This is a genomic window from Occallatibacter gabretensis, assembly GCF_001449115.1.
Lineage (GTDB): Bacteria > Acidobacteriota > Terriglobia > Terriglobales > Acidobacteriaceae > Telmatobacter > Telmatobacter gabretensis.
On the sequence record NZ_LAIJ01000009.1, the window covers coordinates 1,642,320 to 1,667,405 of the forward strand.

The following is a 25,086-nucleotide window of genomic DNA, read 5'->3' on the forward strand; positions in this document are numbered from 1 at the left end:
AAAGTCGTGCGAAACACAAATCAAATTCAAACTGATTTGCTATCTGCGCCTGCGTGCGCCGTAACTGCTGCATTCGCCGCGCTGCCGAAGAATACAGGAACGATGTGGCGGTCGTAGAGATTTTCCGTTACGTTTTTTGCGATGACAGGCTCGTTGGCTTCGAGCAGATCAAGATAGCGCTTACCCATTTTGGCTGCAACCTTGAAGCCGACGTGCAGGAGCTGGCGGAGGCTTGGGTTGTAGTCTGGATCGCTCTGTACGTGACGTAACGCGGAGGTGTATTGCGTTGAGGTCCAGCTATTGACCGTCTCTGGATTGGGCAGCTTTGCGGGATCGATGTCGATGACGGTGGCGTATGGTGCGCATAGCTCTTCACGGTGCGCGAAGGCTTCAGCATAGATCTCTTTGGCGAGCGCTAGAGCTTCGCCTTCGGCTTCTGCAAGGCCGATGAGCTCTTCGAGCCAGGTGGTTCCGGCGGTTTTCAAATGCACGCCCGCGTCAAACTTTTTGAGTGTTGCGTGAATGGCCGGATAGATGGAAAACTTGTCGCTGCCGGAGTGCACGCTGAGTTTGAGATTTGCGGGCAGGCCAAAGGTTTCGACGGCGTAGGCGATGGCTGCAACGTCGAGCGAGAACTCGCGCTCGAACTGCGCTACGTCACCAACGTAATCGACGCCTTTGTTGAAGCGGCCGCTGAATTTCGGTGCGATGGTCTGGATGGGGATGCCTTCGGATGCAATGGCAGCGAGGATGATGAGTAGCTCAACGGGGCTTTGAGCGCGGTCGGTTTCGTCCATCGAGATTTCGGGTATGAAGTTGTCTTTGCCCTTGACTGAAGCGATCTTGCGATAGACGTCGCCGGCGATTTTTACGGCGTAGAGAAACTTGGTTGCTGTCTGGTGCAGATCCTCTTCGGTGATGGAAATCGCATCGGCAACGCCGTGCAGCTTGAGTGTGCCTACGAGTCCGCGATGCGCGCGGACGAAGGCTTCAATCTCATCCGCGGGCGCGGGTTTGCCGATGAAGTCTGCGACGTCGATGGTGTAGAAATCGCAGACGGAGATGAAGCGATCGACGGTGGTGAGGCCGATGTGATCCGCGTCGAGAAAGTAGGGCAGCTTCCAGTTGAGTGCTTTAACGGCGGCATCGGCGGCTGCGCGCGCGGAAGTTGGCTCCGAACCGATGATGATGTGCTCGCGATTGGATTTATTCCAGACGGGAATGATCTCGAGGCCGGCATCAAGCGCTTTGAGGCACGCGGCGAGCTGCGCCTTGGCCTGATGCGCGAAGCGATCGCCGGTGCCGAGCGAATATTTCGGTAATGTGAGTGGGGTACTCATAGTTCTCCTCGATTTATAAACGGATTTATAAGCGGCTTTGGTGCGCCCACAGGCCCAGGCCCGGATTGGCAATAAAAAATATCTCTTCTCCGCCGACTTGATTTACGCCGTGAGCGAGTGTCTGCGGGTTGTAGCGATCGAGCATGGAGGCGAGCTCTCCGTATCCGTAGCCCACGCCTTCTACTTCGTCTTTGTTGAGGTGGCCGGGGCACCAGGTGATGCGGAAGCGGCCTTCCGACGAGCCGTGAATGAGGTGCGCGGCGGCGCTGAGATCGTTGGCCAGCTCGGGGTCGGATTCGACGGCGCGCAGTGTGGCGGGCGTGCCGCGATAGCCGTATTTGCGGATGAGTTGGTCGATGATTTTGTCCTCGCCGAATTCTTTGACGCCGGGGGCGAGGATGATGAGCTCAGCGTCATCGGCTAGCGCCATGCGCGTGCGGTAGACGGCCTTGTTGCCGAGCCATGTGGAGTGGAATTCATGCGGGTCGAGATAGACGACGGCTTTTTTGAGTGGCTCAGGGACGATTTCGAAGTTGACCTTGAGGCTGAGCTCGGCGGCTTTGTGAAAGCACTCGATATCGTCGCCGATGAAGAGGCCGCAGACGGCGAGCTCGCCTGTTCCAGTGCGACGGACGACGGTGTGCACGTAGACGATAGGAAGATGCTTCAGGAAATGATCGGAGGCGTAGTTGAGCACGTTGCGGACGGGATTGTCCGCGCGGCCGAGGATGCGCTCCATGCCATAGACCGCACCGAGATAATGGCTGCGGTTGATGCCTTCACGGCCGCCTGTGCCGACGAGAACATTCTTGTTGTAGTTGGCCATGCCGATGACTTCATGCGGCACGACCTGGCCGATGGAGAGAATGAGATCGAAGCCGCCGCGCGAGATGAGCTTGTTGACCTGCGCGGGCCATGCGTAATTGAGCAAGTCTTCGGATTGCTGATGGATGTATTCTGCGGGGACTTCGCCGAGTGTTTCGATGTCGGTGCGCCAGTTGTGTACGTGGAAGAGATTGAGCGGGATGGCACCGAACATGTATGCAAGCTGACCGTCACTCATGGGCGCGTGTGTGCCGAGTGCGGGGAGAATTGCTTTGAGCTTGTCGCCGTAATGTTGCCATGCGAAGCGTGTGAGGTCGCCGGCGCGGGAGTGCGCGCGAGTCTGATCGGGCGGTATGACGAGCACGTTGTTGCGCTGGCCTAGCTTGCTGAGTGTTTCGATGAGCAGAGCGTTCAGGCGCTCGGAGTCGAGCGTTGTTTCCGGAGATCCAATGGCGCAGTACAAACTCATGCGGCAAACTCCGCTTTACGCAAGCCAGGAGCGAGCAGGTTCAGGAACGCGAACGCGACCAGGTAGGCGCTGGCTGCGATGCCGAAGAGAACGGTGTAGTTGCTATGAGTCAGCTGCAGGACATAACCAACGAAGATGGCGAAGAGCGAACCGCAGGCCGAGCCTGCCATGCCGCCAATGCCCGTCACCGAGCCCACTGCGCTCTTTGGAAACATATCGCTGGCGGTCGTATAGATGTTGGCCGACCATCCCTGATGCGCTGCAGTGGCCAGGCTAAGCAGCCCGATGGTGGCCCATTCAGAATTGAGCGAGTTGACGATGAAGATGGGCGTCACGGCACAAGCGCAGATGAACATGGCTGTAAGCCGCGCAGCCACGGCGGAGAGGCCGAATTTGCGGAGTGGCATCGGTAGCCATCCGCCGCCGATGCTTCCGATGGAAGATGCGGTGTAAACCACGATCAGCGGCAGGCCCACATGCTTCAGGTCAAGGCCGTACTTCTTGCTGAAGAAATCCGGCAGCCAGAAGAGGAAGAACCACCAGATGGGATCGGTGAGACCTTTACCGATAGCGAAGGCCCATGTCTGGCGATAGCCGAGCAGGCGCATCCACGGGACCGACGGGCCCATCTTTGCGGCGGCTTCTTCATAGATGAAGCGCAACTCCGCGCCGGTAAGCGTGGGGTGATCCTGGGGCTTGCGGTATTTGCTGTACCAGAGACCAATCCAGGCGGCGCTGAAGACTCCGGTCACCAGAAAAGCCGCGTGCCAACTGTAGTGCAATGCAACCCACGGAACGATAGCCGGAGCAAGGATAGCGCCCATGTTTGCGCCGGAGTTGAAGATGCCCGTGGCGAGCGATCGCTCGCGCTGTGGAAACCATTCGGCTACGGTCTTGATGGCGGCGGGGAAGTTGCCGGACTCACCAAGGCCAAGACAGACGCGGGCAATTCCGAACTGGAACATCGAGTTGACCAATGCGTGGCCCATGGCCGAAAGGCTCCAGACGGCCATGATGGCCATGTAGCCGATGCGGGTGCCGACCTTGTCCACAAAGCGGCCTGCAGCGAGCAGGCCTATCGCGTACGAGACCTGGAAGGCGGCCATGATGTAGCCGTAACCGACTTCCGTCATGCCGATGCCGCCAAGCGCCGGGGCGTGCATCAGCGTGGGCTTGAGCAGTGAGAGAACCTGCCGGTCCATGTAGTTAATGGAGGTGGCGGCGAAGAGCATGGCGCAGATAGTCCAGCGGACTTTGCCGATGCGCGCGCCGGGGGCTAGTTCTTTCTGCGGAGACTGCTCTGATGTGATATTCATGGGCGTCTCCGAGGATTACAGTTTGTATGCTTTCTTGACCAGCGTGTATGTCAGATCGCGCGCTACTTCATAGGCTTCGTCTTCGCGCAGGCGGTGTTCGACGACCATCCTGGCAAGGAACGAGCAGTCAGTCCGCCGCGCCACGTCATGCCGCGCGGGGATGGAGAGAAAGGCCCGTGTGTCGTCATTGAAACCGACGGTGTTGTAGAAGCCCGCGGTCTCGGTGGCCTGCTCGCGGAAGCGCATCATGCCTTCAGGGCTGTCATTAAACCACCATGGCGGGCCGAGACGCAGGCAGGGATAATGGCCTGCCAGCGGCGCAAGCTCGCGGCTGTAGGTGGTTTCATCCAGCGTGAAGAGAATGAGGGTGAGCCTGCGCTCGTTGCCGTAGCGGTCGAGAAGGGGACGCAATGCGTTGACGTAATTGACGGCCTGCGGGATATCTGCGCCGGCGTCGCGGCCATATCGTTCGTATACCGAACGATTGTGATTGCGAACGGAGCCGGGATGAATTTGCATCACCAGACCGTCCTCCACGCTCATGCCGGCCATTTCGGTAAGCATCTGTGCGCGGAAGAGTTCGTTGTCGGCTGGGCTGCTCTTGCCGGTGCGGACTTTTTCATAGAGCGCTGCGGCTTCTGATGGATTGAGATCGGCGGTAAGTGCGGTCGGGTGGCCGTGATCCGTAGCCGTCGCTCCTAATGAGCGGAAGCGCGCACGTGAAAGGCGCAGCGCATTCAAATAGCCGATCCAGGTCTCCGTGTTTTCGTGCGTCTGCGTGCCAAGTTGAGCCACGCGCTCGGCGAACCCGGCAAAATCGGGGTCCACGACTGTGTCGGGCCGGAAGGCGGGAATCACGCGGCCTTTCCAGCCGGAGTTGCGCAGCGCCTTGTGATCGGCGAGCGAGTCGAGAGGGGAGTCGGTGGTGGCGAGTACTTCCATACGGAAGCGCTCATAAAGCGCGCGGGGCAGAAACGCCGGCGTGCTGAGCTTCTCCGCGATGGTGTCGAAGTAAAGATCGGCGGTCTTCTCGCTGAGCGGCTCGGAGAGGCCGAAGAGCTCCTGAAACTCGTAATCGAGCCACATGGCTGTTGGCGTGCCACGGAAGAGCCAATAATTGTTGGCAAAGATCTTCCAGACGCCGCGCGGGTTTTCAATCTCCGGCTTGCCAATCTCGAGATCGTCCATGGAGATGCCCTGGCTATAGAGCATGCGATAGACGTAGTGGTCCGGCTGCACAAAGAGCTTGGCTGGATCAGGGAAGGGCAGGTTGTGCGCAAACCAGGATGCCTGCGTGTGGCCATGCGGGCTGATGATGGGCATCTCGACAATATGTTGATAGAGCGAACGGGCCAGCTTGCGCGTGTCGGGGTCGGCGGGAAAGAGTCGATCTGGATGGATGAGCATGTCGTTGTTGCTCCGTAGCCGCACGCTTCAATAGCAAAACCAGAGAGAATGCGTCCGATTGAGTATCGCGTAAGACCGCCGCTCCATGCTGGCCGCCTCAATTTGAATATTCTGACTTCGGATTATCGCATCTCTGATTTTTCTTTAAGTGGTCAGACCACAGTATACATGGCCGACTGGTAATTTGAGCGTGCAGCAAGAAAATGATTCGGTTGTGCGTTCATTTAGTGGTACTCTCGACTTGATCTGCAGAGTATTGAGTGTTTCCGAGAGCAATTTCCGTCTATGGCCAGAGCGAAACCGGACCAGCAAGAATCGCACCGCACAATGCAAGTGGTCAACCACGTGCGCGCCATGATCGAAAACGGAACGCTCAAGCCGGGCGACAAGATTCCGCCGGAGCGAGACCTGGCGCGGACGCTGCTGATCAGCCGTGCAAGCCTGCGCACGGGCATTGGCTATCTGGCCGCGCTGGGCGTGATGAAGATCAGGCACGGAGTGGGCACCTTTGTTGCGGATGGACCGCCGGATTTCGGGCAGGATTCCCTGAGCTTCATCGGCGCGCTGCACGGGTTTCAATCCTGGCAGATGTTTGAGACGCGCATACTGCTCGAGACCGGGCTGGCCGCGCTGGCCGCCGAACGCAGCAGGGATGAGCACCAGGCCGCGCTGGCCGAGGAAGTGGCCGAAATGTTTGCCTCCGTGGATAACCCCACTGAATATCTGATTCACGATGTCGCCTTCCATCGGATCATCGCGCAGGCATCGGGCAACCCGATCCTGGCCGCCATCATGGAAACCATCGTATCGTCCATGTATGACAGCCGGCGAAAAACCGTGGAGCGGTCGATTGATTTGCGGGAATCGGCGGGGATGCACCGCGAGATTTACCGGGCTATTCGTACACGCAAACCCGCCGAGGCGCGCAGATTGATGGAACAGCACCTGCGCATGGCCCAGGAGGCGCAGGGGCTGGAACGGCCGGTTGGCAAGCGCGGCCCCACGAGCGGGGAAAAGAACGGCTCTGCCGACGAAAGCCAGAGCGCTCTCTAACGATCCTGCCTAACGCAGCCAATTCAGGTTTCCTGTGCGCCGCGGCGGCAGCGGGAGAACGATAAAGCCCTCGCGCCAGTGACCGTCTTCGCGGCGCGGCGGCTCGCCCACAAAACGCGCGCCTGTGGGGTCCTGGGATTCGAGAGCCAGGCCGGGCAATCCGCCCACAATCGCCTGGAGCTGATCGTGGTTTGGCGGGCGGTTTACGGTAAGCGGAACGAGCGTCTGGAGCGCGGCAAAGCTGGCCGCTAGATCGCTGACGCGGGCGCGGCGCTTGGACGGCAGCGGCTGGATGCCGAGCGAACGCCATGCCGCGTGAGGATAGCTTTCGACCAATACGCGTTCCGGGATGTCACCGGGGCGTTCTTGTGTGGTAAGCCGTTTCCATCCGCGGCGGCAGAGGGCGTCGTAAAGGTCCACACAGAACTCGGCAAAGGTGCGATAGGTGGCAGGCTTGACCATGCCGGGAAGGCCGGTTTTGGCGGCACAGTTGAGTTGGCGCTCGCTGAGACGCGCATGGGCGCAGCCATTGCTTTCGGACTTCCAGGCCTGGGGGCCATCGAGCAGCAGAACGCGGATGCCGCGGACGTTGGCGAGGTAGTTGAGGCGGCCGGCGAGGATTTCGGCGTGGACTGGGCCGGGATGAGGCTCGTCGAGATCGGAGCCGTCCCACGAGATTAGCTCGCAGTCGATCGGCGCGGGCAGCCCATTTTCGCCTATAGTCTGGTTCAGAATTGCGATTCCCAGATCGGACCAGCGGCGGTAGGCGAGATCGACGGACAGGATGGACATGGCCTATCCAGCATCGAGCATGGAGGTGCGCTCTACAAGCCTGTAGCGCGAAGATTAAAGCTGGGTTATACTGATTTGGTGCGCCTTCCGCCGGATTTCCCTCCGTGGGAGGCAGCTATTGGATGGATATGAAGTCCGTCCAAAAACGAGAAGAAAATGCCCAAGTTGAAGACTCATACGGGCGCGGCCAAGCGCTTCAGCAAGACTGGTACCGGCAAAATCAAGCGGAACCAGACGAAGGTGCGGCACATCCTTACGTCGAAATCGCCGAAGGTCAAGCGCAAGCTCGGTAAGAGCGTGCTTGTTTCCGATGGCGATTACAAGAAGGTCGCGCGCATGATTCCCTACGCCTGATAGTAAGCGAAAGCTTACAGGGCCTTGAGTGGCAAGGCCCCGCACTTCGTGCCGTATTCCTTTTGGGAGCGCAACGGAGTGTAGAGTTCAGGATGAATGAGCGAGTGAAGAGGCACATCCTGCCTCCAGCCGCGTAACCCACATGCAACACAAACGGAGAACATAGCAATGCCTCGCGTAAAACGCAGTACAAAGCGCAGCGACCGCCGCAAAAAGATTCTTAAGCGCGCAAGCGGTTACTTCCTCACGAAATCGAAGCTCTACCAGGCAGCCCAGGAAGCCGTGGAGCGCGGCCTGAAGTTTGCCTATACCGGCCGCCGCCAGAAGAAGCGCCAGTTCCGCTCGCTCTGGATTGTCCGCATCTCGGCCGCCGCCAAGCTCAACGCCATCAGCTACTCGCAGTTCATCAACGGCCTCAAGAAGGCCGGCGTCGAGCTCGACCGCAAGATTCTGTCCGATATCGCAGTCAAGGACGCTGCAGGCTTTACCAAGCTGGTGGAGCAGGCGAAAGCCGCTCTGGCCAGCCAAGCAGCCGCCTAAGCGAGCGAGCCAGTAAGCCACAAAAGGCCCCGCATCGCGGGGCCTTTTCCTTTGCCCACAGGTCTACGTCCGCCATCCTTTCAATGTCCATCCGTGAAGTATTCTGAGACTTACGCATGATGAACGAACCGATTCCTACTTTAGAGGCTTTTGACGAAGCCTCACTCGATAAAGCCTTTGCTGCGCTTGAGAAGCAAGCGCGCGAGTCAGCTGCTGCGATGGATGGCCCTGAGGCCGTTGAAGCATTTCGCCTGGAATGGCTGGGCCGCAAGCAGGGGCGGCTGAATGATGTTTCCGGCTTGTGGCTGAAGGCTGCGCCGCCGGAGGCCAAGAAGCTGCTTGGCCAGCGCTTTAATGCGCTCAAAGCTACGGTGGATGGGTTGCTGGAGCAGGCGTTGGGAGCAGGGCCCAGCGATGCTGCGCTGGCTGCTGAGGCTATCGACATTACGCTACCTGGAACGCAGCGGCTCACAGGAGCCGAGCACCCGATTACGAAGACGCTGAATGAAATTGTCAGTGTCTTTGCCGGGCTGGGTTTTTCGGTCGGCGTCGGGCCGGAGGTCGAGACCGACTTCTACAACTTCGAGAGCATGAACTTTCCGCCGGGGCATCCGGCGCGCGATACGCAGGACACGCTTGTCATTGCCAACCAGGAGCGTCGTTCGCTTCGCGATAGGCTTTTGCTGCGGACGCATACCAGTCCCGTGCAAATGAGGACAATGGAGCAGCAGCCGCCGCCGGTGCGGATCGTGATTCCCGGCAAGGTGCACCGCAATGATGCGGCGGATGCGACGCACTCGCCGATCTTCCACCAGGTGGAAGGGCTGTGCGTGGATACGAACATCACTTTCAGCGATTTGAAGGGAACGCTGGACCATGCGATGAAGGCTTTGTTTGGTTCGAGTGTGAAGACGCGCTTCTTTCCTTCGTTCTTTCCCTTTACGGAGCCGAGCGCGGATGTGCAGATCAGTTGCATTTTCTGCGGGGGCAAGGGCTGCCGCAAGTGCAAGAACTCGGGCTGGATTGAGCTGCTGGGCTGCGGCATGGTGGACCCTGCGGTCTTTGCCTTTGCGGCGGAGAAGCAGCCTGCTTACGATCCGAAGAAGATTTCGGGCTTCGCGTTTGGAATGGGAGTGGAACGTATCGCAATGATGAAATATGGAGTTAGTGAAATTGGACAATTCTATGCCGGCGATATGAGGTTCTTGAGTCAGTTTGTTTAGCGGGTTGGCGCGCTGCGCGCGTGGCGAGTTGGCAGGTTGGCGATGAGCAGAACGAGACATTATCGCGATTTGATTGCCTGGCAGAAGGCTATGGAACTGGCCCGGTTTATTTATGCGCGGACGGAGGAATTTCCTAAATCTGAGACCTTCGGATTAAAGATGCAACTGCGCCAGTCAGCTGTGGGAGTTGCGAGCCATATTGCAGGAGCACATGGACGCCTGAACGATTCTGAAATGCGGAAAGGACTCGGGGCAGCTCGTGCGGCCATTAACGAGTTGCAGACGCAAATTGAGCTGGCGGCCAGCCTTGGTTATTTTGAAAGTTCTTTCAGTGAAGAACTGCTGGATATTGGTTCTCGTGTCGCCAAACTGATAAATGGACTTCTGGGTGTGCTTGAAACGGATGCTGAAGAAACTGGCGCGCGCGAACCTGCGAACTCGCCACGCGCGTAGCGCGCCAACTTGCGAAGAGAGCAATTGAACCGATGAAGATATTGACGAAATGGCTGCAAGCTTACCTGCCGGGGCTGCTTGTTGACGACACGCAGCTCGCGGAAGATTTGACTCTGCGCGGGATTGCAGTCGAAGGCGTGTACGATCTTGGCGCGGGCAACGGCTCGCTGTACGAGATGGACATTACGACCAACCGCGTGGACGCGATGAACCACTACGGCGTGGCGCGCGAGGCGGCGGCTATTTACGGGCTGACGCTGCAGCCGCTCGTATTCGAACTTCCAAAGGGTCAGCCGTCCGCCAAGGACTTCGACGTGAAGATTGAGGCCGAGGACGTTTGCGGACGGTTTACCGCGCGCGTGCTGCGTGGCATCGATGTCAGCGAGACGAAGGACTGGTTTGCGGGCGCGGAGGTGGCGACGTACTTCGGCCTGCTGGAGCAGAAGAAGATTTCGAGCGCTGTGGATGCGACGAATTTCGCATGGCTATTGATGGGGCAGCCGACGCACGCCTTCGATCTCGACAAGATTGAAGGCGGCATTGTGGTGCGCCGCGCGCGCAAGGGTGAAAAGCTCAAGACGCTGGACGGCGTGGAGCGCATGCTTGAGGCGGAAGATCTCATCGTTGCCGATCATGTGAAGCCGCTTGGACTTGCAGGCGTGATGGGTGGATGGGACACGATGATTACGCCGGAGACGAAGAATGTGCTCGTCGAAGCGGCGTGGTTCGATCCCATCGCGGTGCGGCGTATGGCGCGGCGGCATGGGCTGCATACGGACGCGAGCCATCGCTTTGAGCGCGGTGCGGATTTCAATGCCGGGCCAGTGGCTTCGGCGATTGTGACGAGTATTCTTCTCGCCAGTGGTGGGCACATCGAAGGCGAGTTTGTGGATGTTCGTGTGGCTGCGATCGAAGAGAAGACCGCGCAGCGTAAGCCGATCGCGCTGGCGCTGAGCGAGGTGCAGCGCATCCTGGGAACAACACTCGACAAAGAAGGTATTACCGCGAAGACTGTCGAAAAGGTTCTGAGCGCGTTGGGCTGTAAACTCGCGCCGCAGCAGGATACTGCATGGCAGGTGACCTTGCCGAGTTGGCGGCTGGACATAGCGCGCGAGATCGATCTTATTGAAGAAGTGGCGCGCGTTTATGGCTACAACCGCTTTGCCAACACGCTGCCCGCATTTGGCGAGGGTGTGAAAGCTCTGCCGTGGGCTGCGGCTGAGGCTGCCGTGCATGAGACGCTGCGCGGAGCGGGATTCCACGAGGCGATTGGCAGCACCTTCTGTTCGGCGGCAGATGCTGCGCTGACCGCGCCGCAGCCGGGGCTGGTTGTTCCGCTGGGCAATCCACTCAGTGAAGAGGCTGGTGTGCTGCGGCCGTCGCTGGTGCCTGGAATGCTAAGCATGATTGCGGGCAATCTGCACCGCGATGTGAGCGATGTGCGTCTTTTTGAGTTGGGCACGGTCTTCAGCGGGACCACTGAAAAGGTAGAAGAGCGGCCTGCGCTTGCCTTTGGAGCTGCTGGTGCGCTGCCGGAGCAATCCGCGCTGCATACACCTCGCGCAATCGATTTCCACGACATCAAAGGCGTGGTGGAGCAGGTTCTCTCACGTTTCGAGATGGATTCGGTTTACTTCGACCGCTTCCCGGCAGAAACTGCCCTAACTCCGGCGTGGCTCCATCCGTATCGTTCGGCGCGCATTGCCGCTGATGGAGTTACCGTGGGCTGGTTCGGTCAACTGCATCCCAAAGAAGCAGCCGCACGCAAACTTAAGGACACAGTGCTTGTCGGCGAAATTTATCTGGATCGGCTTTACAGATTGCCGGTACGTAAACCTGCTGCGCGGGAGGTTTCGCGCTTCCAGCCGGTGCGGCGTGATTTTTCGCTGGTCCTGGACCAGAGCGTTGTGTGGGAAAAGATCGATGCCGCAATTTCTTCGCTGGCTATTCCGGAACTGGTGGAGTGGCGTCCGCGCGAGCTCTTCCGCGATCCCAAACTGGGCGCAAATGAGTACGCGCTGTTGTTGGGAGTGACCTTTCAGGCGGGGGACCGCACACTCCGGGATGAGGAATTGCAGGAGTGGCAGACCAAAGTGGTTCAGGCAGTTGGCAAGGCTGGTGCGCGCCTGCGTTCCTAACTCCGAGTGCGCTCTACTCGCGGTCTATACTCATACAGAAATAACGGCATTTTCAGAGAAACCGTGCCGTCTCAAACGTTGTTCAAGGTCGCTGCCCCTTGATGGTCGCGTCGACTTAGCATGGCGGATTCGGGATTGACAATCTCTGAAAATGTTATTGCCCGTGAGTGGAGGGTTTTCGCCATGTCGGAAGTTACGGTCGAGTCCGAGATGTTTCCCGAAGTTGCCGAATCCGAAGTTACTGAAGAAGTTCAGGAGCGTGGCCAGGAAGCCACGCACCCTGAGGCGCTGGCGCTGAGCGTGGATGAGTTTGCAGCTCTCGAAGAGCGGGTGCTGCGTGCCGTAAACCTGGTGAAGCGCGAGCGTGTGGCGCGCGTGGCTGCTGAAGAGCAGGCCCAGCAGATGGAAGCCAAGCTGGCCGAGCATGCAGAGAAACTGAATCAGCACGAAACGCATCTTACCGAACACCTGGCGCAGGTGGATCAGTTGCAGGGCGAGGTGAAGACGCTGCGGGCCGAGCGCGATCATGTTCGTCAGCGCGTGGAGCGGTTGCTCTCGCAATTAGACGCACTGGAGATTTAAGGCAATATGGAGAATCCCCACTCCAATTACGTAACGGTTGAGATTTACGACCAGACCTACCATCTCTTCGGCCACGATGCGGAGCACATTCGCGCGCTGGCCGCGGAGGTGGATGCGAAGATGCGCGCAGTGGCTGCGCAGGGCCGCACCGTGGACTCGCTTCGCGTGGCTGTGCTGGCCGCGCTGAATCTGGCCGACGAGCTCTCACTGATGCAGAAGAGCAACGACGGCGCCAAGCTGGGCCACGTACGGGCCGCCGCGCTGCGCGGGCTGCTGGATGAAGTGCTCGTTGAAGAGCAGATTCCGGCAGAGCGCAAAACCGGCTCGTAAATTTCTTCATTCCGAGCTACACTGCTGCCATCCTGAATTCTGGAGCAAGAGTAGCTGTCATGATTCGTGCGCTTCGCACTTTATCTCGCCTGAGTTGCGCCTTTAGCCTGGCGTTTTTCGCATTTTCTTTCCATCTGCATACACTGAGTTCGCAGCAGGCTCCCAAACCGGGTGAGCCGACCAATCCCAAAGCTGTCAAGACATATCAGGGCGCGCTGAACTGGCAGAAGCAACGTGCTTACTCGCAGGCTATTGGTGATTTCCGCAAAGCAAACCAGCAGGATGGCGGCCATTGCACTGAGTGCCTGCAGCGCGCCTATTCACTTGCTCTCGAAATTGGCGCGTACAAGGACGCTGCCGACATTGCACGGGAGAAGCTTGCCGGGGTATCCACGTCCACTGAGCAGGCGATGGCGCATTATCAGTTGGGAACTGCACTGCAGAAGCAGGGGCTGGACGAAAAGAAGGATAAGTGCTTTGAGGAGAGCTGCGGCGAGTTTAAATCGGTGATCAATACCGCGCCGAAGACTCCGCTCGCTCACTATGCGCTTGGTGTTTCGCTTGCGCATCTGAAACAGGATGATGCTGCGAAGCAGGAGTTCTCCACGTATCTCGATCTTGACAAGAGCAACCAGGATAAGGTGAGTGTTGCTCTTCATGACCGTGTCTCGCGCTACATGGAGAACATCAACCTGGCGCGGTCTACCATGGCTCCTCCTTTCTCGCTTGTTACGCTGGACGGCAAACCGGTCACGATGGACGGCCTGGCCGGGAAGGTAGTGTTGATTGACTTCTGGGCTACGTGGTGCGGGCGCTGCCGCGTATCAAGAAGATTGCAGAGAAGTTCAGCGAGCAGCCGCTTGTTGTGCTGAGCATCAGCGTGGACACGGACGATGCGAAGTGGCGCGACTTTGTGGCTAAGAACCAAATGACCTGGCCGCAGTATCGTGACGCAGGAATGGACGGAAAAATCGCCACGTTATTCGGCATTCATGCTATTCCGGCGACGTTTTCGATTGATGCGGATGGAGTGCTGGAAGATCAGCACGTGGGCGAGGCGGACATTGAAGGCAAGCTGAAGAAAATGATTGCGCGCGCTGCTGAGCTGAACAGTCGCAAGAGCTCCGATGCAGTAGCGCTGAAGCCGCGGACAGAAACAAATTAGGGGCAGATTGGCTCGGTTTTGTGCCCTTCCGCGTGCGTCGGAAGGATTCCCAAAATTGGCCTAGCACAATGCGCCGCGCCGCACAAGACTTGCAATTCTCAGCCAACAGCCCTACTATCCGCATTAGAAACCGGCCTGCGAAGCAGGTGTTCGGTCAACGCTGGATGAACCAACATTCATTGAACAGGGGCTCGACTCGACAATCGGTTTTGTGTGCAGTGTCCGCCAGTCCGGAATGCCTAATGAACCGCGGAGAGCTCCACCGTCTTAGGACGGGTTCACCAGCGCATCGTGCACGGCCCAGTGGGTCGGCTTCTACTCATCGCGAGCCGGATGCAACTGTGTTGAATAACGTATTCTGACACCTGTGCATCCGGTTCTCTTCCACATCGGCGCTGTTTATATTCCGAGCTATGGCGCGATTGCTGCCATAGGCGTGCTGCTCGCGCTTCTACTGGCGCAGCGGCTGGCGGCGATTGTGGGCATCGCTCCTCAGCACGTGTGGAATCTTTCTATTCTTGCGCTTTGCGCCGCGCTCATTGCCGCGCGGCTGCTGCTTATCGCGTTTAACTGGCGCGATCTGCTCGTGCATCCCATGTGGATGCTGGGCCTGGCCATGATTCACAATCCGCTGCTGGCGGGTGCGGGCGCGTTGGCCGGCCTGCTGGCCGCGTGGATCTATACGCGGAGAATGAAGCTGCCTTTGCTCATCACTGCGGATGTGCTGGCTGCGCCGGTTGCGTTGGCACTTGCTTTTGAGCAGGTGGGCGCGCTGCTGGCCGGTTCTGGTTATGGCATGCCCGCATCGGTTCCGTGGGCTGTAACGTACACAAGCCCGCTTACCGCGCGCTGGAGCGGCGCTCCGCTGGGCGTTGCCGTACATCCGGTGCAGGCGTACGCGGCTTTCGGCATGCTCACGCTGGCAATGGGGCTTGCGGCAGTTGTGTTTATGCGGCGCAGGGCGGGAGATGCCGCAGGCATCGGACTGCTGGGCGGCGGTGTAGTTCTCTTTGTCACTGAGTTCTGGCGTGACTGGGAGGGCCGCGGTGCGGTTTTGCATGGGGCGCTGGATGGCCCGCAGATCGCAGCGGTCATACTGGTTTTAGCAGGTGCGCTGTTGCTGCTCGAGCGCCGCAGGAAAGAGGCAAGCTATGCCTGAGATACAAACGATCGTCGTCCCGGCAGAGGCTGCAGGCCAGCGGCTGGATGCATTTCTCGCCTCGCAACTCGACGGCGTAAGCCGTTCTCGCGTGCAGCTGCTGCTGGACCAGGGCGGCGTGCGCGTCGATGAGGATGTACCAAAGGCCTCGCTTAAGCTGCGTGGCGGCGAGCGGATCGAGATTTCCGGCGAGCCGCGTCCAGTGCCACTCAAAGCCACGCCGGAGGATATTCCGCTGAGCGTTGTTTACGAGGACACCAATCTTGCCGTGATTGATAAGCCCGCCGGCATGATGGTGCACGCCGGGTCCGGAGCGAATGACGATGAGCGTAATAAAGGCACCCTGGTGAATGCGCTGCTGCATCGCTTTCAGAAGCTCTCTGCGACCGGCGGTGATCTGCGCCCCGGCATTGTGCACCGGCTCGACAAGGAGACCAGCGGCCTGATTGTCGTCGCCAAGAACGACCGCACGCACGCCGCGCTGGCCAAGAAATTTTCTGCGCGCGAGATGAAGAAAACCTACATCGCGCTGGTGCAGGGTGCGGTGGAGCGTGAGCGCGGCACCATTAACGCGGCCATTGCCCGTGACCCTGCTCGCCGCACGCGCATGACTACGCGGATCGCCGCTGACGCCGAAGATGGCCAGGCGCGCTCGGCCGTTTCGCATTACACGGTGCTGCGCCGTATTGCCACGCGTTTTGGCAAGTTCACGCTGGTCGAGGTTCGCATCGAGACCGGCCGCACGCATCAGATTCGCGTGCACATGGCGTCCATTGGGCATCCCGTGGTGGGCGACACACTCTACAGCGCATCAGGTCATCTGACCGACCAGGTGGCCTCGAATGTGGTGACCTCTCGGGCGGCGCGGCGAAACAGGCCTGCCGAGCGGCTGAAACTCGAGCGTAACTTTCTGCATGCCGCCGAGCTGGAGTTTGCTCACCCCATCACGGGCAAGCCAGTCCATCTAAAAGCACCCCTGCCGCCTGAGCTCACTGATTTTCTGGCCAGCCTGGAAGCGGCCCAGGGATCGAGCCCGGACACGAACCGGGACAGAGTGGATTGATAGAATTAAGAACGACATGATCGTAAAGTTTCCTGATTCAGCGCCGGCACGCCACCGGCTGGTCCGTGCCGCAGCTTGCGCTGTGCTTGCCGTCTCTGCTTTTCTGTCGCTTGCCGCGCAGCAAACCGCTCCGCCAACGCCACCGGCGCAACAGCAGCCTCCGGCCCAGCCGCCCGCTCAGAATCAAGCTCCAGCCCCTTCGGACGCCGATCAGGTATTGCGCGTCGGCGTAAACGAAGTCAGCCTCATCTTTACCGTTACGGACAGGCACGGGCGCTACGTTTCCAACCTGCAGCAGAGCGACTTTGCGCTGCTCGATGATCAGAAGGCTCCGGCCAAGGTGACGTCCTTCCGGCAGCAGACCAACCTGCCCATGCGTGTGGGCATTGTGATTGATGCCAGTACTTCGATCCGCACACGCTTCCAATTCGAGCAGCAGTCGGCGGTGGAGTTTCTGCTTTCTACGCTCAAGCCGCAGAACGACAAGGCCTTTGTAATGGGCTTTGATGTGACGCCGAATATTACGCAGGACTGGACCAACAACCTGGATGGCCTGGAAACCGGCATTAACCGCCTGCGTCCCGGCGGCGGAACGGCGATGTTCGACGCTGTTTATACCGCCTGCCGTGACAAGCTGCTCTCACAGCGCGGCGTGGAGCCGGTTCGCAAGGCCATGATTCTGATTACCGACGGCGACGATAACCAGAGCCGCGTGCATGAGGATGAAGCCATCAAGATGTGCCAACGCGCGGAGACGATCATCTACGCGATCAGCACCAACTGGACACCGAGCCGCGGCAGAGGCGATAAAGTCCTGGCGGATATGGCCACGGCTACCGGCGGCCAGGTCTTCTTTCCGCCTTCGGTGGAGGAGATGTCCGCCAGCTTCAAGGATATTCAGGCCGAGCTGCGCAGCCAGTACCTGCTGACGTATACGCCGGCGGATTTCAAACTGGATGGCGCTTTCCGAACCATCTATCTCTATTGCAACGACCGCCGATACCAGGTACGCGCCAAGAAGGGCTACTTCGCTACGCCGTAGTGTGTCTGCATGGAATCGCAACGCCCGCCCGGATAAGGTCCACTTGGACAACTCTGCGGCGGGCGTTTTTGTTTTGGGAAGCGAACGCTCCATTTGTTCCCGAATTGGCGTCAGAGTTGCCGCGCCTTTGCTGACGCTCGCGTTTCATGACGCCCGAACGATAAATGGAGAACGACGCGACTCCGGCCGCGTTGTGAGGAGACGGTTCGAGTGATCCGACTGGCCATTTCATGCGATATATGCGGAGCCGAGAAGAAGCAGACCAATCACTGGTTTGTGGCTTACGAGCACGCAGGAGAGCTTCGCATTGGCGGCTGGAAATCGCGTTACTGCAAGCGCGCCGGTTCTCGTCATCTCTGCGGCCAGACATGCCTGCATAAGCTGGTGGATGAGTTCATGGCACAGGCCATTGCAGAAGACCGCGAGATGGCTGCCGCGGAGCAGGCTTCGCTTGAGCCGCAATCCGTTCCGCAGGTAGCGCCAGCGGTGCCGCCTGCAGCACTTCAATCTGCTGCATGTAAGGGTGAATACGGAGATGAGTACGGGGATGAATATGGCTCTTCGGCGCGGCTCATTCCTACGCCCGCCGATGTAAGCGAGATGCGGGCTACGCGCACGCCGGAATCTCCCATACCGCCGGCAGCTGAGACGTCGAAATATATCTCGCATCAGTGGCGCAGCAGCGCGTGGGAACGCGAGCGCAAGCGGGAATCCTTCGGCAGATAATTACTTTTTGAGCATCTCCAGCAGTCCGGCTTCGTCCAGCACAGGAATCTTCAGTTCATGCGCCTTGTCCAGCTTCGAACCGGCCTCTTCGCCCGCTACAATGTAGCTCGTCTTTTTGCTGACCGAGCCTGAGACCTTTCCGCCGGCGGCTTCAATCTTCTGCTTTGCGTCGTCGCGGCTCAGTGTAGGAAGCGTGCCGGTGAGCACAAAAGTGAGTCCGGCAAGTTCGGCGGAGCGTTGCTTTTTCTCCGCTGTCATGTCGACGCTGGCAGCATTGAGGCTTTCGACAAGCTTCACATTCGCAGGCAGAGCAAAGAAGTCGAGAATCGCCTCCGAAATGCGCGGTCCAACCTCCTCAACTCGCTCCAGCTCTTCTGCGCTCGCCGCCATCAGCGCGTCGATCGAACCGAATTCGTCAGCGAGTTGTTGGGCGGTGCGCTCGCCGACGAAGCGGATGCCGAGGCCCATCACGACGCGCGCCAGACCGGCCTTTTTCGATCGCTCGATCTCAGCAAGCAGTGTGCGCGCCGATTTCTCCCCGAAGCGTTCGAGGCCGACAAGCTGCTCTTCCGTTAGCGTGTAGAGATCGGCCACGTGATGCACCAGGCCGCGATCGAGGAGCTGCGATACGACCGCTTCACCAAGGCCCTCAATGTTCATCACATCGCGCGCGCCAAAGTGCAGCAGCGTCTCGCGTATCTTTGCCGGGCAGTCAGCATTCACACAGCGCCAGTCTGCTTCATCTTCTTCTCGCACCACAGGGTTATGACACTCAGGACAGTCCGAAGGGAAAGAGAAACGGAGTTTCCCGCGCGGATGCTGCGCGTCTTCGATCACCTCTACGACCTTGGGGATTACATCGCCGCTGCGTTCGATGCGCACCCAGTCGCCGATGACGAGGCCCATGCGCTCAATGAAATCGGCATTGTGCAGAGTGGCGCGGCTCACTGTGACGCCGCCCACAAACACCGGCGTCAGCATCGCCGTCGGCGTGAGCTTGCCGCTGCGCCCCACCGTGATCATGATGTCCTCAAGCTGTGTGACTGCCTGTTGAGCGGCAAACTTATACGCGATGGCCCAGCGTGGCGCGCGGCCTGTGTAGCCCAGGCGCAGTTGCGTTGCGTGCGAATCCACCTTGATGACTACGCCATCGATCTCATAGCCCAGGGTGGCTCGCTGCTGCTCCGTGGACGCGATAAATCGCAGCATGGCTTCCACGTCGTGCATCTTTTCGCGGTGCGGATTCACACGGAAGCCCAGCGCCGTAAGCGCGTCGAGCGTGGCGTTCTGTCCTGTGGCCAGATATTCGCCATCGGTCAGCAGAAAGTATGCGAAGAAGACCAGGCGGCGTGCCGCGACAATGTTTGGATCGAGCGTGCGCAGCGTTCCAGCCGCTGCATTGCGCGGATTCACTGCCGGCGGCAGGCCCTGCGCTTCGCGCTCCTTGTTCAGCAGCTCAAAACCCTTTTCAGGCATCACCACTTCACCGCGCACCTCAAATGCCTGCGGCAGGCGGAGCTTTTGGAGGAGTTTTTTCGGGATACTAAGGGGCACGCTGCGGATGGTGCGGATGTTTGTTGTTACGTCCTCGCCGATTTGTCCGTCGCCGCGCGTCAGGCCAAGTGCCAGGCGCGCACCGCCGTCCCCTGCTGGCTCGTAGTGCAGAGCCACGCTCAGGCCATCCAGCTTCAGCTCCGCCGTGTACTCCACGGGAAGACTTCCAGCCAGCTCATGCACGCGACGGTCCCAGTCGCGTAGCTCTTCTTCGTTGTAGGCGTTGTCCAGGCTCAGCATGGGCCGCGAGTGCGCCGCCTTCACAAAGCCCTCTGCGGGTTTGCCTCCCACTCGCTGCGTCGGTGAGTCCGGCGTGATCAGCTCCGGATGCGCGGCTTCGAGCTTCTTTAGCTCATTCATGCGCTTGTCGTACTCGGCGTCGCTGATCTCAGGCGCGTCGAGCACGTGGTACAGGTGCTCGTGATGGCGCAGATCGGCGCGCAGTTCCTCTATTCGTTTCACATCGTTATGTTGTGCTCGCTCTTTCCCGCTCATGGGCAGGATTATAAGAGGCCGCACGCAAGGTAAGATTGTCGGCAGACGTATGGAACCCATCACGCACTTTCTCGCCGGAGCCTGCATTGGCCGCGCCGGGCTGAACCGCAAGACGGCTTACGCCACGCTGGCTGCTGTGCTGGCCGCTGAGGCCGCGGATCTTGACGTCCTCTGGGGCCTGCGCGGGCCGGTTGAAGAGCTCAAACATCATCGCGGCATTACGCATACGCTCATCGGCGCGCCGGTGGTCGCGGCGGTTGTTGTGGGCGCGGTGGCGCTGCTGCATCTTGCGCGAAAGCGCCGTCCCTCCTCCCAGTCTGGAGACCAGCCGATTCAGTGGGCGTGGCTCTACGTTACGGCTCTGATCGCGGCTCTCAGCCACATTCTGCTGGACTGGACGAACAACTACGGAGTGCGTCCGTTTTTTCCATTCAACTCACGCTGGTATTCGGGCGACATTGTTTTTATCGCGGAGCCGATCCTGTGGGCGCTCTTTGCGCTGGCGCTCATTCTGCCCTTGATCTTCGGTGCGGCGGACCGAGAGATCGGCGCGCGCAAGCAGCGCTTCCGCGGGCGCGGCTGGGCCATCTTTGCGCTAGCCGGGATGGTTGCGCTCTGGAGCTGGCGCTGGTTTGAGCAGGCGCAGGCGCGTACGCTGCTCGGTCACACGCAGGTGGTCACCGCGCCAGTGGTTCGCATCGCGCTTGAGCCTTATCCGATCAACCCGTGGCGCTGGCATGCGATTCTCGAAACGCCGGCTTATTATCGGACCGCCGAGGTCAATACTCTTACCGGTACCGTTGAGAGTGATTCGAATGCGGACATTCTCTACAAGCCTGAATGGACTCCCGCCGTCGAAGTCGCCAAACGCACATCCCTCGGGCAGGTTTATCTCGACTGGTCTACATGGTCCGTCGTGCGCGATCTCGGGCAGTCCCCGGTTCCTGGAATCGACCCGCCGAAACTTCCCCCCGATCGCACCTGGACGACGGTTGAATTCAGCGATCTGCGATTTTCCTACGCTTTCCTCCCAGGAGACAGCCGCCGACCTCCGGCTGGCCTTAACGGATGGGTGTACATCGTGGACGGCCACGAGGAAGCGGCCGAAGGAATGGGTTCAAAGGAGCAGAAATAGGGTTTCTACGGTTGACCTTGCTGCCTCGACGCCGCAGAATGAAAGTAGACCGTTCTTCGCCTGCGATGCTGGAAGCGGAGAACCTGAACGCCATCGAGGTACCCATGCCTGCTTATCTTCTGCTGATTGTTGCCGTGCTGAGCCGTTTCATTCCCCACGCGCCGTTGTTTAACTTCACTGCCGTGGGTGGATCGCTGCTCTACTTCGGCGCGCGGCGCTCCTGGCGGGAGATGCTGGTGCCCATGGCCGCGTTCATGGCTACCGATTATGTGCTGACGGCGTTTGTCTATCGCTACGACTTCCACACAGCGGGCTACGTCCTCACATGGCTCTGGTACGCGGCAGCGATGGTGCTGGGACGCATTCTGCTGCACGATAAGACCACCGTGGCACGCCTGGTTTCGGCTGTTGTGCTTGGACCTACATCGTTCTTCCTGGTTTCAAACTTCGCGGTCTGGATTGGCAGCGATATGTATGCCCACACGTTGGCTGGACTGGGCGACTGCTATGTCGCGGCGCTTGCCTTCCATGGCTACGAAACCGATCTGATCTCGACGGCTATCGTCGCAGGCCTTGCCTTCGGAGTTCCCGCGCTGATGCGTCGTAACTCTGCGGCGCAGGTTGCTCCGATATCGCGCTGATCGCTCTGGTTTTGCTCTAAAATCCTCGCAAGGAGGATCGTTCCATGGCCGCTGCCGCTCAGCTTCCCTTTGTGCCGCTCGAAGTCTATCTCCGCTCCTCCTATGAGCCGGACGCAGAGTACGTGGACGGCGTGATAGAGGAGCGTTCGGTGGGACAGTACGATCATTCTTCCTGGCAACACGCGCTTGAGATGTGGTTTGCCCAGCACGCAAAGGAATGGGACATTCGCGTACGCCCTGAACTGCGTATCAGGGTTCGGAAAACAAACTTTCGTATTCCCGATGTCACTGTCCTCGACCGCAGTCTTCCCGTCGAACAGGTGGTTACGCGTCCTCCCATCGCAGTCTTCGAGGTTCTCTCGCCAGAAGACTCGGTGACGCGCATGATGACCAAGCTTGCCGACTACGAGCAGATGGGCATCCAGACGATTCTCGTGCTGGACCCCGATGGTAAGCACTTCCGCTTCCGGGCCGGGGCGCTTGAGCCGCTTACAGAAACAGCTTTCGATCTTCCGGGAAGCAAGTGCCGCTTCGATCTGGCTGAGATCATTAAGCTGCTGGATTAGTAGTAGCCGCACGCTTGCGTTTCATCCACCATGCAATTCCGCCAGCCACCACCAATAGCGCAAAAACCGCAGCTACAAGCGGTCCGTGATGAGCCACAACGTTCACCGCATCCGGCCCTAGCTTCAGCACCAGCACGGAGAGCAGTCCCCAGCGAACGATGCGGCCTACAAATACTGCCAGCAGGTACAGCGGTACGCGCATCTCAAAGACTCCGGCTGCAAAGGCGAAGGCCTTCCACGGCGTAGGCGGCGGCAGCATTGAGGGAATCGCCATGGCCCAGAATTCCTGGCGCGCAAAGCGGTCGCGCATCTGCTCAAACCGCTGGCGGTTCACTCGTTTCAGCAGAAAGAGCTCCCCACCGGCGCGTCCAAGCCCATAGGGCAGCAGCCCGCCAATTGCCGAGCCTGCGGACGCCAGCAGAACATAGAGCCAGCAATTCGGCTTGTCGTTCCACACCCAAACTGCGAGAATCGCGTCCATCGGCACAGGAATCGTCGAGGCATCCACAGCGGAGATTGCGAAGGCTCCCCAGAAGCCAAGCTTCACAATTGCGGGCAGGAGGATGAGATTCCATTTGCTCAGCAGGTGGACAAAAAATTGCTTCAAACCGTTCCCTTTCAGCGCGCCAAACCGTCAATAAGACAAGGTACATTGTACGTTGCGCGTCTTCCCGGGCCGCCGTCGTGGTCTGTGCTTTCCCTCACACGGCCACAATGAGAGAATAGGAAGAAAGGAACCCAGCCGGAGCCGCGCCGCGCACCCTGAGCGAGCGGCGGACTCTTTGCCCCGCGAATGCCCACATCCGTAGTGCCAACCAGCAGCAACACCCCGGGCGCAACTCCGCCTGGCGAGCCGGAGCTGCCGCCCTCCTCGGATCAGAACGAGCCATCCACAGGTAGTTCCGGCGGTCGCAGCACCTCGCGCTGGGTTGATTACGAGACCCACGAGCTGCTGGAAGTGATCTCCGGGATGGAGGACGAGCGCCGCTGGGCGCGCCTCCGCGAAGGCATTCTCTGGGCTATTCTTTTTCACATTCTGCTGATCTCCGCTCTCACCTGGATTCCGCGCTACGTTTTAAGGCAGCCGGCTGTTATCGACCCGTTTGCTGCCATCAAGGAACGCAAAGACCTGAAGTATCTTGATTTACCGCCGGATTTGGTGCAAAAGTATCAGCCCAAGGTAGCCATCAAGCCAGTTACGCCCAAGCCGCAGATCGACCGTAAAACGCTCGACACGCTGCAGCGCGAGGAAGCCGCCAAGCCCAAGCCTCCGGTTCCGCAGCCTGAGCCGCAGTTGCCGCCGCAGCAGGCCAAGATCGATCAGCCCGTTCTGCCGCAACCCCAGCCTGCGCCTGTGGCTCCGCAGCCCGCGGCTGAGGCTCCGCGACCCTCCTCTGTGCCGGCAAAGGCCTTCCAGCTTGGCTCGCAGAATCCCGCTGACCAGCTGAACCAGGCCATGCGCGGCGCGGCGCAAAAAGGCAGCTACAACGCAGGCCAGCTTCCCGGCAATGGCGGCAGCGGCATGGCCGCACATCCCGGCGCGGGCTCTGGCGGCGTGCAAGTGCTTTCTGACACGCAGGGCGTCGACTTCAGCAATTGGATTATCCGCTGGCACCGCGAAACAGAGCGCACTTGGGACCCGCTGATTCCCGATGAGGTTAACCCGCCCATCCTCAAGGCCGGCATAGTCGTGATCCGCTTCAAGGTGCTACCCAATGGCCAGGTTACGGACATGACCCTTGACGGCCGCTCCGGCGATACAGGTCTGGATCGTGCCGCCTGGGGCGCCATCCGCGGCTCCAGCTATCCGCCGCTGCCGCGCGAGTTCCACGGACCGTTCCTGGAGCTGCGAGCGGTGTTTATGTACAACCAGAAGCAGTGAGAATCGGCAGTCACTGTTGCTGGAGTTGCCGACTCCTTATGTGTTCCGGATACCAGCGCGTAAATTTGATTGCACCCACAAGCGCAATGACGATTGCGGCGATCCCGACCGCGTTGGGAAAGTTGGGAACGTACAGCAGAGCCAGTTCGGCGATCACCATCACAGCGAACGCCAGCGCCCAGGCACTCGAAATAACATAATTCACGCGAATAAACTCCGAACTATTCCAGTGCTCCCGAGCTACCCTTTCCCGGGCATATTGCAGAGTAAAGGGCCGGCGAACCAGCATCGAAACAAGAACGATTACGAGCAAGCCGGCGTCAACGCGGACGCGGACGCCGATCACCGTCCAGGCAGGATGTCCGAACCATCCGTACAAAGCCAGGCCGCAAAACAGCACGAACGTGCCTATCTCAAGAATCTTGGGAGAGCGATTGGGAGCGAGCATATCTCGCAAAAGTAAAACGGCCGAAGTGGCTGCAGCTGCAGCCAGGCCAATCTCCGACCCGGCCAGCCTGTTCACAATGGCGAAGACAAGGAACGGCGCAAAAGCAAGCAGGATTACCATGGTTGAGCTAGTGTAGCCGTGAATTCGCCGAATTCTCCGAAATCTTATAATCCCCTTCCGTGTAAGATCTGGGCTATCGCAAACGGAGGGTAAAAGTGCTTGGGCGATAAACTGTTTGCGCTGGAAATTGAGCCGAAAGAATAGTCATGCTTGGAAATCAACCTAAACCTATCGCTGCCCCCCGTTGCCCGAATTGCGGTGGCAATGATGTGACAGTCCAATGCGACGCATATGCAAATTACGCGCTCGTAGGGTTCGATAGAGAAAG

The 25,086-nt window shown here is 59.3% G+C and carries 24 protein-coding genes and 1 pseudogene; 17 read left to right on the top strand and 8 right to left on the bottom strand.

The window, feature by feature from the left end; genetic code table 11:
• Positions 1-26: 26 nt before the first annotated feature.
• Genes VO84_RS13145 through uxaC form a run of 4 tightly spaced genes read right to left on the bottom strand, consistent with a single transcriptional unit; the run spans position 27 to position 5,357 of the window.
• Positions 27-1,340, bottom strand: coding sequence for a tagaturonate epimerase family protein (locus VO84_RS13145; protein ID WP_058188063.1), 1,314 nt, complete (start codon positions 1,338-1,340; stop codon positions 27-29).
• A 25-nt stretch (positions 1,341-1,365) separates the two neighbouring features.
• A complete protein-coding gene (locus VO84_RS13150) occupies positions 1,366-2,634 on the bottom strand; it encodes a nickel-dependent lactate racemase family protein (RefSeq protein WP_058188064.1) in 1,269 nt (422 codons plus the stop codon).
• Positions 2,631-3,950 (bottom strand): MFS transporter, encoded by a 1,320-nt coding sequence (locus VO84_RS13155; protein ID WP_058188065.1) that lies wholly within the window; start codon positions 3,948-3,950, stop codon positions 2,631-2,633. Before VO84_RS13155 ends, VO84_RS13150 begins: the two co-directional genes overlap by 4 nt.
• 15 nt (positions 3,951-3,965) lie before the next feature.
• Entirely contained in the window at positions 3,966-5,357 is a 1,392-nt protein-coding gene (gene uxaC, locus VO84_RS13160; RefSeq protein WP_058188066.1) for a glucuronate isomerase, read from the bottom strand.
• A gap of 285 nt (positions 5,358-5,642) precedes the next feature.
• Here uxaC and VO84_RS13165 point away from each other — a divergent pair, with 285 nt between their 5' ends.
• Positions 5,643-6,410, top strand: coding sequence for a FadR/GntR family transcriptional regulator (locus VO84_RS13165; protein ID WP_082661953.1), 768 nt, complete (start codon positions 5,643-5,645; stop codon positions 6,408-6,410).
• A 9-nt stretch (positions 6,411-6,419) separates the two neighbouring features.
• On the opposite strand, the gene VO84_RS13170 is transcribed toward VO84_RS13165, so the two are convergent.
• Positions 6,420-7,202 (bottom strand): DUF429 domain-containing protein, encoded by a 783-nt coding sequence (locus VO84_RS13170; protein WP_058188067.1) that lies wholly within the window; start codon positions 7,200-7,202, stop codon positions 6,420-6,422.
• Between the two features lie 156 nt (positions 7,203-7,358).
• Between VO84_RS13170 and rpmI the strand changes: the two genes are divergently transcribed.
• The 12 genes and pseudogenes from rpmI to VO84_RS13235 all read left to right on the top strand — a co-directional run bounded on the left by rpmI (position 7,359) and on the right by VO84_RS13235 (position 17,977).
• The gene (rpmI, locus tag VO84_RS13175; RefSeq protein WP_058188068.1) at positions 7,359-7,556 is read left to right on the top strand and encodes a 50S ribosomal protein L35; all 198 of its coding nucleotides are present in this window, start codon (positions 7,359-7,361) and stop codon (positions 7,554-7,556) included.
• Between the two features lie 168 nt (positions 7,557-7,724).
• Entirely contained in the window at positions 7,725-8,096 is a 372-nt protein-coding gene (gene rplT, locus VO84_RS13180; protein ID WP_058188069.1) for a 50S ribosomal protein L20, read from the top strand.
• Between the two features lie 119 nt (positions 8,097-8,215).
• Positions 8,216-9,319 carry a phenylalanine--tRNA ligase subunit alpha gene (pheS, locus tag VO84_RS13185; RefSeq protein WP_058188763.1) on the top strand — a complete coding sequence of 368 codons (1,104 nt, stop codon included), beginning with the start codon at positions 8,216-8,218 and terminating at the stop codon, positions 9,317-9,319.
• 42 nt (positions 9,320-9,361) lie between these two features.
• Positions 9,362-9,772, top strand: coding sequence for a four helix bundle protein (locus VO84_RS13190; protein WP_058188070.1), 411 nt, complete (start codon positions 9,362-9,364; stop codon positions 9,770-9,772).
• Between the two features lie 32 nt (positions 9,773-9,804).
• On the top strand, positions 9,805-11,910 hold the full coding sequence (gene pheT / locus VO84_RS13195) for a phenylalanine--tRNA ligase subunit beta (protein ID WP_058188071.1): 2,106 nt from the start codon (positions 9,805-9,807) through the stop codon (positions 11,908-11,910).
• A 183-nt stretch (positions 11,911-12,093) separates the two neighbouring features.
• A complete protein-coding gene (locus tag VO84_RS13200) occupies positions 12,094-12,492 on the top strand; it encodes a hypothetical protein (RefSeq protein ID WP_058188072.1) in 399 nt (132 codons plus the stop codon).
• 6 nt (positions 12,493-12,498) lie between these two features.
• The gene (locus VO84_RS13205) at positions 12,499-12,822 is read left to right on the top strand and encodes a cell division protein ZapA (protein ID WP_058188073.1); all 324 of its coding nucleotides are present in this window, start codon (positions 12,499-12,501) and stop codon (positions 12,820-12,822) included.
• A gap of 755 nt (positions 12,823-13,577) precedes the next feature.
• Positions 13,578-13,987, top strand: a pseudogene (locus VO84_RS13215) (TlpA family protein disulfide reductase).
• Between the two features lie 367 nt (positions 13,988-14,354).
• Positions 14,355-15,146: a prolipoprotein diacylglyceryl transferase family protein gene (locus VO84_RS13220; RefSeq protein ID WP_058188076.1), complete on the top strand. Its 792-nt coding sequence runs from the start codon at positions 14,355-14,357 to the stop codon at positions 15,144-15,146.
• Positions 15,139-16,209 (top strand): RluA family pseudouridine synthase, encoded by a 1,071-nt coding sequence (locus tag VO84_RS13225; RefSeq protein WP_058188077.1) that lies wholly within the window; start codon positions 15,139-15,141, stop codon positions 16,207-16,209. Before VO84_RS13220 ends, VO84_RS13225 begins: the two co-directional genes overlap by 8 nt.
• Before the next feature lie 16 nt (positions 16,210-16,225).
• Positions 16,226-17,251, top strand: a complete 1,026-nt coding sequence (locus VO84_RS13230; protein WP_082661956.1) for a VWA domain-containing protein — start codon at positions 16,226-16,228, stop codon at positions 17,249-17,251.
• A 210-nt stretch (positions 17,252-17,461) separates the two neighbouring features.
• Positions 17,462-17,977, top strand: a complete 516-nt coding sequence (locus VO84_RS13235; RefSeq protein WP_058188078.1) for a hypothetical protein — start codon at positions 17,462-17,464, stop codon at positions 17,975-17,977.
• Here the strand turns inward: VO84_RS13235 and ligA are convergent, their stop codons facing one another.
• On the bottom strand, positions 17,978-20,026 hold the full coding sequence (ligA, locus tag VO84_RS13240; protein WP_058188079.1) for an NAD-dependent DNA ligase LigA: 2,049 nt from the start codon (positions 20,024-20,026) through the stop codon (positions 17,978-17,980).
• 49 nt (positions 20,027-20,075) lie between these two features.
• Here ligA and VO84_RS13245 point away from each other — a divergent pair, with 49 nt between their 5' ends.
• Genes VO84_RS13245 through VO84_RS13255 form a run of 3 tightly spaced genes read left to right on the top strand, consistent with a single transcriptional unit; the run spans position 20,076 to position 22,368 of the window.
• Positions 20,076-21,161 (top strand): metal-dependent hydrolase, encoded by a 1,086-nt coding sequence (locus tag VO84_RS13245; protein ID WP_058188080.1) that lies wholly within the window; start codon positions 20,076-20,078, stop codon positions 21,159-21,161.
• Positions 21,162-21,199: 38 nt separating this feature from the next.
• A complete protein-coding gene (locus VO84_RS13250) occupies positions 21,200-21,802 on the top strand; it encodes a DUF6580 family putative transport protein (RefSeq protein WP_231737920.1) in 603 nt (200 codons plus the stop codon).
• Between the two features lie 44 nt (positions 21,803-21,846).
• Positions 21,847-22,368 carry a Uma2 family endonuclease gene (locus tag VO84_RS13255; RefSeq protein WP_058188081.1) on the top strand — a complete coding sequence of 174 codons (522 nt, stop codon included), beginning with the start codon at positions 21,847-21,849 and terminating at the stop codon, positions 22,366-22,368.
• Here the strand turns inward: VO84_RS13255 and VO84_RS13260 are convergent.
• Positions 22,352-22,975 carry a YqaA family protein gene (locus tag VO84_RS13260; protein WP_058188082.1) on the bottom strand — a complete coding sequence of 208 codons (624 nt, stop codon included), beginning with the start codon at positions 22,973-22,975 and terminating at the stop codon, positions 22,352-22,354. The two genes, VO84_RS13255 and VO84_RS13260, sit on opposite strands and share 17 nt — an antisense overlap.
• 186 nt (positions 22,976-23,161) lie before the next feature.
• Here VO84_RS13260 and VO84_RS13265 point away from each other — a divergent pair, with 186 nt between their 5' ends.
• Complete coding sequence (locus tag VO84_RS13265) at positions 23,162-24,250, top strand: cell envelope integrity protein TolA (protein ID WP_058188083.1); 1,089 nt, start codon at positions 23,162-23,164, stop codon at positions 24,248-24,250.
• A gap of 10 nt (positions 24,251-24,260) precedes the next feature.
• Here VO84_RS13265 and VO84_RS13270 read toward each other — a convergent pair whose 3' ends face one another.
• Positions 24,261-24,818, bottom strand: coding sequence for a hypothetical protein (locus VO84_RS13270; RefSeq protein ID WP_058188084.1), 558 nt, complete (start codon positions 24,816-24,818; stop codon positions 24,261-24,263).
• Positions 24,819-25,086: the final 268 nt, after the last annotated feature.

What these genes read in the sequence shown, in the direction of transcription:
- VO84_RS13145 (WP_058188063.1), bottom strand. Translation starts at nt 1,340, where the DNA reads ATGAGTACCCCACTCACATTACCGAAATATTCGCTCGGCACCGGCGAT.
- VO84_RS13150 (WP_058188064.1), bottom strand. Translation starts at nt 2,634, where the DNA reads ATGAGTTTGTACTGCGCCATTGGATCTCCGGAAACAACGCTCGACTCC.
- VO84_RS13155 (WP_058188065.1), bottom strand. Translation starts at nt 3,950, where the DNA reads ATGAATATCACATCAGAGCAGTCTCCGCAGAAAGAACTAGCCCCCGGC.
- uxaC (WP_058188066.1), bottom strand. Translation starts at nt 5,357, where the DNA reads ATGCTCATCCATCCAGATCGACTCTTTCCCGCCGACCCCGACACGCGC.
- VO84_RS13165 (WP_082661953.1), top strand. Translation starts at nt 5,643, where the DNA reads ATGGCCAGAGCGAAACCGGACCAGCAAGAATCGCACCGCACAATGCAA.
- VO84_RS13170 (WP_058188067.1), bottom strand. Translation starts at nt 7,202, where the DNA reads ATGTCCATCCTGTCCGTCGATCTCGCCTACCGCCGCTGGTCCGATCTG.
- rpmI (WP_058188068.1), top strand. Translation starts at nt 7,359, where the DNA reads ATGCCCAAGTTGAAGACTCATACGGGCGCGGCCAAGCGCTTCAGCAAG.
- rplT (WP_058188069.1), top strand. Translation starts at nt 7,725, where the DNA reads ATGCCTCGCGTAAAACGCAGTACAAAGCGCAGCGACCGCCGCAAAAAG.
- pheS (WP_058188763.1), top strand. Translation starts at nt 8,216, where the DNA reads ATGAACGAACCGATTCCTACTTTAGAGGCTTTTGACGAAGCCTCACTC.
- VO84_RS13190 (WP_058188070.1), top strand. Translation starts at nt 9,362, where the DNA reads ATGAGCAGAACGAGACATTATCGCGATTTGATTGCCTGGCAGAAGGCT.
- pheT (WP_058188071.1), top strand. Translation starts at nt 9,805, where the DNA reads ATGAAGATATTGACGAAATGGCTGCAAGCTTACCTGCCGGGGCTGCTT.
- VO84_RS13200 (WP_058188072.1), top strand. Translation starts at nt 12,094, where the DNA reads ATGTCGGAAGTTACGGTCGAGTCCGAGATGTTTCCCGAAGTTGCCGAA.
- VO84_RS13205 (WP_058188073.1), top strand. Translation starts at nt 12,499, where the DNA reads ATGGAGAATCCCCACTCCAATTACGTAACGGTTGAGATTTACGACCAG.
- VO84_RS13225 (WP_058188077.1), top strand. Translation starts at nt 15,139, where the DNA reads ATGCCTGAGATACAAACGATCGTCGTCCCGGCAGAGGCTGCAGGCCAG.
- VO84_RS13230 (WP_082661956.1), top strand. Translation starts at nt 16,226, where the DNA reads ATGATCGTAAAGTTTCCTGATTCAGCGCCGGCACGCCACCGGCTGGTC.
- ligA (WP_058188079.1), bottom strand. Translation starts at nt 20,026, where the DNA reads ATGAGCGGGAAAGAGCGAGCACAACATAACGATGTGAAACGAATAGAG.
- VO84_RS13245 (WP_058188080.1), top strand. Translation starts at nt 20,076, where the DNA reads ATGGAACCCATCACGCACTTTCTCGCCGGAGCCTGCATTGGCCGCGCC.
- VO84_RS13250 (WP_231737920.1), top strand. Translation starts at nt 21,200, where the DNA reads ATGAAAGTAGACCGTTCTTCGCCTGCGATGCTGGAAGCGGAGAACCTG.
- VO84_RS13255 (WP_058188081.1), top strand. Translation starts at nt 21,847, where the DNA reads ATGGCCGCTGCCGCTCAGCTTCCCTTTGTGCCGCTCGAAGTCTATCTC.
- VO84_RS13265 (WP_058188083.1), top strand. Translation starts at nt 23,162, where the DNA reads ATGCCCACATCCGTAGTGCCAACCAGCAGCAACACCCCGGGCGCAACT.
- VO84_RS13270 (WP_058188084.1), bottom strand. Translation starts at nt 24,818, where the DNA reads ATGGTAATCCTGCTTGCTTTTGCGCCGTTCCTTGTCTTCGCCATTGTG.